The sequence below is a fragment of the Roseospira goensis genome, from assembly GCF_014197795.1.
In the GTDB taxonomy this organism is placed as follows: Bacteria; Pseudomonadota; Alphaproteobacteria; order Rhodospirillales; family Rhodospirillaceae; genus Rhodospira; species Rhodospira goensis.
In genome coordinates, this window is sequence record NZ_JACIGI010000027.1 from 41,574 (window position 1) to 47,910 (window position 6,337).

5 protein-coding genes are annotated in these 6,337 nt (G+C 70.9%); 4 read left to right on the forward strand and 1 reads right to left on the reverse strand.

Features of this window, described 5'->3' with window-relative positions; genetic code table 11:
• Positions 1 to 58: 58 nt before the first annotated feature.
• Entirely contained in the window at positions 59 to 487 is a 429-nt protein-coding gene (locus tag GGD88_RS14080) for a hypothetical protein (protein ID WP_184436527.1), read from the reverse strand.
• Between the two features lie 312 nt (positions 488 to 799).
• Here GGD88_RS14080 and dprA point away from each other — a divergent pair, with 312 nt between their 5' ends.
• The 4 genes from dprA to GGD88_RS14100 all read left to right on the forward strand — a co-directional run bounded on the left by dprA (position 800) and on the right by GGD88_RS14100 (position 6,248).
• Entirely contained in the window at positions 800 to 1,942 is a 1,143-nt protein-coding gene (dprA, locus tag GGD88_RS14085; RefSeq protein ID WP_184436534.1) for a DNA-processing protein DprA, read from the forward strand.
• A 62-nt stretch (positions 1,943 to 2,004) separates the two neighbouring features.
• Positions 2,005 to 4,821 carry a type I DNA topoisomerase gene (gene topA, locus GGD88_RS14090; RefSeq protein ID WP_184436536.1) on the forward strand — a complete coding sequence of 939 codons (2,817 nt, stop codon included), beginning with the start codon at positions 2,005 to 2,007 and terminating at the stop codon, positions 4,819 to 4,821.
• A 351-nt stretch (positions 4,822 to 5,172) separates the two neighbouring features.
• On the forward strand, positions 5,173 to 5,526 hold the full coding sequence (locus GGD88_RS14095; protein WP_184436538.1) for an STAS domain-containing protein: 354 nt from the start codon (positions 5,173 to 5,175) through the stop codon (positions 5,524 to 5,526).
• A 263-nt stretch (positions 5,527 to 5,789) separates the two neighbouring features.
• Positions 5,790 to 6,248 (forward strand): hypothetical protein, encoded by a 459-nt coding sequence (locus GGD88_RS14100; RefSeq protein ID WP_184436540.1) that lies wholly within the window; start codon positions 5,790 to 5,792, stop codon positions 6,246 to 6,248.
• Positions 6,249 to 6,337 lie beyond the last annotated feature (89 nt).

The window sequence follows — 6,337 nt, forward strand, 5'->3', positions numbered from 1 at the left end:
TGGCGTCCGACGCACGGGGGCATCGCCCCGCGCCCCACCGCTCGTATCGGATCCCCCCTCAGTCCGCCACCACGTTCTTGACCCGGACCACCTCGTTGGCGATGGCCTCGCGCACGCTGGACAGCGCGTGCTCCAGTTCCTCGATGCGCTCGCGCATGAAGCGCATCTCCTCCACCTCGGCCTTGGTCGGCGGCGCCGTCGCCCCCGACGCGGCCAGGGCGGTCGCCACGTAGCGCGCCCGCAGGTTGGCGACCCGCCGCGCCAGGTCCAGCACCTCCACCGGGTCGACATCGCCGACGTACTTGGTGATGGCGTGCTTGGTCTGCTCCTCCAGCACGTGGGCGAGGTGACGGTTGAACTGTTTGGTCGTGAGGCGGCCCTCGGGCAGCGGATCCATCTCGGGCATGGCGTCCTCGCGGGGGCGGGCCGAGCCGGAGCGGCGGGCCTCGCGCAGCTTGCTGAGATCGGCGAACGGGGTCACGGACATGGCTTGGGCTCTCCGCACGGCGAGAGGGGTTGGCAGTCCGCGAAGCAACCAACGTGCCAGCGGCCCGGCCCGGGACTCGGCCCCTGCGCCCCGGGCGGCCGCGGCCGCATCGGCAAGTCCTGCCGGGCCGGCGCACGCCACCCGGGCAGCCCCTGCCGCACCGCCCTCCGGCGTCCTCAGCGCGGATCGCGACACACCGACATCCCGCCCCAAGCCCAGTTTGTCGCAATCGGCTGCATCATACCGGGAGCCAACGCGGGATAAACACCGAAAACGTTTGAGTGCGGGGGGCGGCTGCGGCACGATGGCCCCATGTGCTCCCTCCAGACCGTGCCCGCCATGGCCCTCAGCGACACCGACCGGCGCGACTGGCTGCGCCTCATCCGCAGCGAGAACGTCGGGCCGATCACCTTCCACCGGCTGCTGCGACAGTATGGCAGCGCGGCGGCGGCGCTGGAGGCCCTGCCCGCGCTGGCCCGGCGCGGCGGCCGCACCCGGCCGCTGCGGGTCTGCTCCCGCGCGGCGGCGGAGCGCGAACTGGCGGCCCTGGCGCGCGCCGGCGTCCAGGTGCTGGCGCACGGCGACTCCGGCTATCCGCGCGCCCTGGCCCCGCTGGAAGACAGCCCGCCGCTGCTGTTCGCGGTCGGATCCGCGTCCCTGCTGGAGCGCCGCGCCGTGGCCATCGTGGGCGCCCGCAACGCCTCGCTGAACGGCCGCAAGCTGGCCCACCGGCTGGCGCAGGACCTGGCGCGGGCCGACCTGCTGGTGGTGTCCGGTCTGGCCCGGGGAATCGACACCGCGGCCCACCAAGGGGCGCTCGCCGGCGGCACGGCCGCGGTGCTGGCGGGCGGGGTGGACGTGGTCTATCCGCCGGAGAACCAGAGCCTGTACGACGCGCTTGTCGACCGCGGCGTGGTGCTGTCCGAGATGCCGCTGGGCGAGGCGCCGCAGGCGCGCCACTTTCCGCGCCGCAACCGCATCATCTCCGGCATCGCCCTGGGCGTGGTGGTGGTGGAGGCGGCGGCGCGCTCGGGCTCGCTCATCACCGCGCGCCTCGCCGCCGAGCAGGGCCGCGAGGTGTTCGCGGTCCCCGGCTCGCCGCTGGATCCCCGGGCCGCCGGTCCGAACCGGCTGCTGCGCGAGGGGGCCACGCTGACGGAGACCGCCGACGACGTGCTGCGCGGCCTGGCCGACCTGCTGCGCGCGCCGCTGGCCGAGCCGGAGGCGGCCCAATTCCGCGTCGGCGCGGCGCAACCGGTGTCCGACGCCGAGGCCGACGCCGCCCGCGCGGTGGTTCTCGTCGCGCTCGGTCCCGCCCCGGTCACGGTTGACGAACTCATCCGCGGCTGCCAATTGTCCGTATCCGTCGTTGCGACCGTGCTGTTGGAGCTGGAACTGGCGGGGCGTCTGGAACGCCTGCCAGGGGGTAGGGTCGCGCTGTTGACGGGACCCTGATCCGCCCGCCTGGCCCCGGCGGCGGAATCGCATCCGCACAGGACGAAAGGCGTTCGCGGCTCATGCGCGTTGTCGTTGTCGAATCCCCGGCCAAGGCCAAGACCATCAACAAGTACCTCGGCGAGGACTTCAAGGTCCTGGCGTCGTTCGGCCATGTCCGCGACCTGCCCGCCAAGGACGGCTCGGTGGACCCGGATCACGGCTTCGCCATGAAGTGGGAGGTCGACCCCAAGTCGGAGAAGCACCTGCGCGAGATCACCGAGGCGGTGCGCAAGGCCGATACGCTCTACCTCGCCACCGACCCCGACCGCGAGGGCGAGGCCATCTCGTGGCATGTCCGCGACGTGCTGGACCAGCGCAAGGCACTGGGCGACAAGCCGGTGCACCGCATCACCTTCAACGCCATCACCAAGGGCGCGGTCGAGGCCGCCATGGCGGCGCCGCGCGACCTGCACCGCGAGTTGATCGAAGCCTATCTGGCGCGCCGTGCGCTGGACTACCTGGTCGGTTTCACGCTCTCCCCGGTGCTGTGGCGCAAGCTGCCGGGCAGCCGCTCCGCCGGCCGGGTGCAGTCGGTGGCGCTGCGCCTGGTCTGCGACCGCGAAGCCGAGATCGAGCGGTTCCGGCCGCGCGAGTACTGGACCATCGAGGCCCTGATGGCCACGACCGGTCCCGACGGCGGCCAGACGTTCACCGCCCGGCTGACCCACCTGCACGGCCAGAAGCTGGACAAGTTCGGGCTGCCCGACGAAGCCGCCGCGCGCGCCGCCGAGGCCGCCATCAAGGGCACCACCTTCTCGGTCGGCAAGGTCGAGCGCAAGACCACCCGGCGCAATCCGGCCCCCCCTTTCACCACCTCGACGCTGCAACAGGAAGCCTCGCGCAAGCTGTACTTCTCGGCCTCGCGCACCATGAGTGTGGCCCAGCGGCTGTACGAGGGCGTGGCCCTGGGCGGCGAGACCGTCGGCCTGATCACCTACATGCGGACCGACGGCGTGCAGATGGCGCCCGAGGCGATCGAGGGCACGCGCTCGGCCATCGCGCGCGACTACGGCACCCGCTACCTGCCCGACAGCCCGCGCGTCTACAAGACCAAGGCCAAGAACGCTCAGGAGGCGCACGAGGCCATCCGCCCCACCGACCCCGGGCGCACACCCGCCATGGTGGCGCCCTATGTCACCAAAGAGCAGCTCGCCCTGTACGAGCTGATCTGGAAGCGCACCGTCGCCAGCCAGATGGCCAGCGCCGAGCTGGACCAGGTTGCCGTGGACCTGACCGCCGCGGACGGCAGCGCGGTGCTGCGTGCCACCGGCTCGGTCATCACCTTCGACGGCTTCCTAAAGGTTTACTTCGAGGACCGCGACGATGCCGGCGAGGGTGGCGGCGACGAAGACAGCAACCGCCTGCTGCCGCCGCTGCGCCAGGGCGACGCCGTGGACCGGCGCGAGGTCAAGGCCGAGCAGCACTTCACCCAGCCGCCGCCGCGCTACACCGAGGCCAGCCTGGTCAAGAAGATGGAGGAGCTGGGCATCGGCCGGCCCTCCACCTACGCCAGCATCCTGTCCGTGCTCCAGAACCGAGACTACGTGCGCCTGGAGAACCGCCGCTTCGTGCCCGAGGACCGCGGCCGCATCGTCACCGCCTTCCTGGAGAACTTCTTCGCGCGGTACGTGGAGTATTCCTTCACCGCCGACCTGGAGAACAAGCTGGACGAGATTTCGGCGGGCGCGCTCGGCTACCGTGAGGTGCTGCAAGACTTCTGGACCGACTTCAAGGCCGCGGTCGACCAGATCCAGGGCCTGCGCGTCGCCCACGTCCTCGATGCCCTCGACGCCGAGTTGGGGCCGCACCTGTTCCCGCCGCGCGAGGACGACACCGATCCGCGCGTCTGCCCCAAATGCGGCAGCGGCCGTCTCGGCCTGCGGCTGGGCAAGTTCGGCGCCTTCATCGGGTGCTCGAACTACAACGCGGACCCGCCGTGCCGTTATACCCGCCAGCTCGTGGCCTCCGCCGACGACGACGGCGGCGCCGATGATCTGGCGGCCGGACCGCGCGAGTTGGGCGTGGACCCCGAGAGCGGCAAGATGGTCACCCTGCGCAAGGGGCCATACGGGCTCTATGTCCAACTCGGGGAGCAGGAGCGCATCGGCGAGACCAAGACGGGCAAGCCCAAGATGGGACCGAAGCCGCCGCGCGCGTCGCTGCCGCAGGGTCTGGACGCCGACCGCGTCGACCTCCAGGTGGCCCTCGGGCTGCTGTCGCTGCCACGCGAGATCGGCACCCACCCGGACGATCACGGCGTGATCCAGGCCGGTCTCGGTCGCTTCGGGCCGTACCTGAAGCATGGCGATATCTACAAATCGCTGCCCAAGGACGAGGATCCGCTCCTGGTCCTGACCATCGGCCTGAACCGGGCCGTCGACCTGCTGGCCCAGCAGGGCGGCGGACGCACCCGCATGGCCGCCCGCTCGCTCGGCGCCCATCCCGAGGATGGCAAACCTGTGATGCTCAAGGACGGCCGCTTCGGCCCCTACGTCGAGCACGGCAAGGCGCGGGCCTCCCTGCTCAAGGCCGACCGCGAGAACATCGAGGGCCTGACCCTGGACCGTGCGCTCGACCTGATTCGCGCCAAGGCGGAGAAGGACGCCGCCAAGGCCGGAGGTAGCGCCGGCGCTGGCGCGAGCACCGCCCCCAAGGGGACGGCCCCCAAAGGCACGACCAAGAAGGCGGCCGCCAGCAAGGCCCGGACGACCAAGACAGACTCCAAGACAGGATCCAAGACGGCATCCAAGACGGCCGGCCGGGGCACGGCGAGCGGCGGCGGGACGGCCACCTCGCGCAAATCCAGCGGACGCAAGACGGCGTCGGCCGGCTCCTGAGATCCGACAAGACCGACCGGCGCCTTCAGGCTTCATCCGACGGGCCGGGGCCGCCACCTCGAGCGTGTCAACGGTGGCCGTGCCCCATACGGGGAAAACCGTTGGGGCTTTACAACGAAACCCCAGAGTCCATCGGACCAGTTGACGACCGGGGCTGCCATGTCCCAAGATCGGATTTACGCCTTTCGTAGGAGAGGACGTTCTTTCGGGTATCGCCTATGACCATCGGCGCAATTGCCTGAAGGGCACCGACGCCGTCATGAAGTCTGACAACACGGCATCGGAACGACCCGCAAAGGCGGGCGTTAGGGAGGGACGGCACGCGCACCGCGACGCTCGGGGGACTGTGGCATGGCTGGCATGATTCGTAAGCACGGAGACGACACGGCGGTGGTGCACCTGTGCGGTGCGCTGACCCATGCCGTGTTCGACAGGTTCGCCGCCCTCCTCGACCACCTGGATCGCTCCGACGCACGCTGTTTCGTGGTCGACATGAGCGAGGTCGACTTCATCGACTCCAGTGGCATCGGCATGCTGCTGATGGCCCAGGAACTGGCCGAACACCGGGAGTGTGCCTATCGTCTGCGGGGCGTGACCCCGGTGGCGCGGGCCATCCTGGAGCAGGCGCGGGTGAACGAGCTGTTCGTCCTCGAACCGGCGCCCGGAGGGGCCACGCCGGGCGGATCCGACTCGGCCGCCGCCTGACCCGCGCGGCAGCGGTCAGCGGGCCCGGCCACGCGTGGCCGGCTGATGCCGAAACGCCACACTCCATTGAACCATGGCCTCCGCCGTTTGGACTTCATGGACGGTGGTCGCCATCATATCGTAACAGAACGGTCTTCATCTGCGGCGCACCCGGCGGGGCGCCCCATCACCCGGATCGTTGGAACCATGGCGCTGCTCCCGGAGCCGGACGCACCCCGCCTGCACCGCCTATCGTACACCCATGCTGGGGGGACAAGAGCGCCATGGATGCTTACGGGGACACCATGAGCCAGCGCGACACGGAGGCCACCGCGCCCGACAGCCGTCCGACGGCCGCCGTCGATGCGGCACAGGCGGCGGTCGCGGCCGAGCGAAGGGCCGTGCGGGCACGGCTGAACGGGATGCCGTGCCTGGTCACCATCGCACCCGAGAACACGCTCACCGGCACCCTGGCCGTGCCGCCGTTCGCCGGCGAACGCGCACCGCTGCCGGCCAAGGGCCAGCGGGCCACCCTGGAGTTGGTGGACGAGACCGGCGAGTCGCCGGTCGCGGCCCCGCAGGCCGAGGTCGACGGCGCCGCGGCGGTGGAGCCCATCGAACTGACCGTCTCGGCGGCCAACCGACGGTCCGGCCGGTTCGCGGCGCGCTTCCTTGCCCTGACGGAGGAGCAGTCCCGCCTCCTGGCCCGCCTGCTGTCGGGACCCGTCCCGCAAGCCGGCTAGCAGGCTGCGGAAAAAGCGGTGTGGTTTCCCCCTTTCCCCATCGACAGCGGCGAAAATCGGTGCTGTCGGTGAGGTTAGGACCGCCGTTT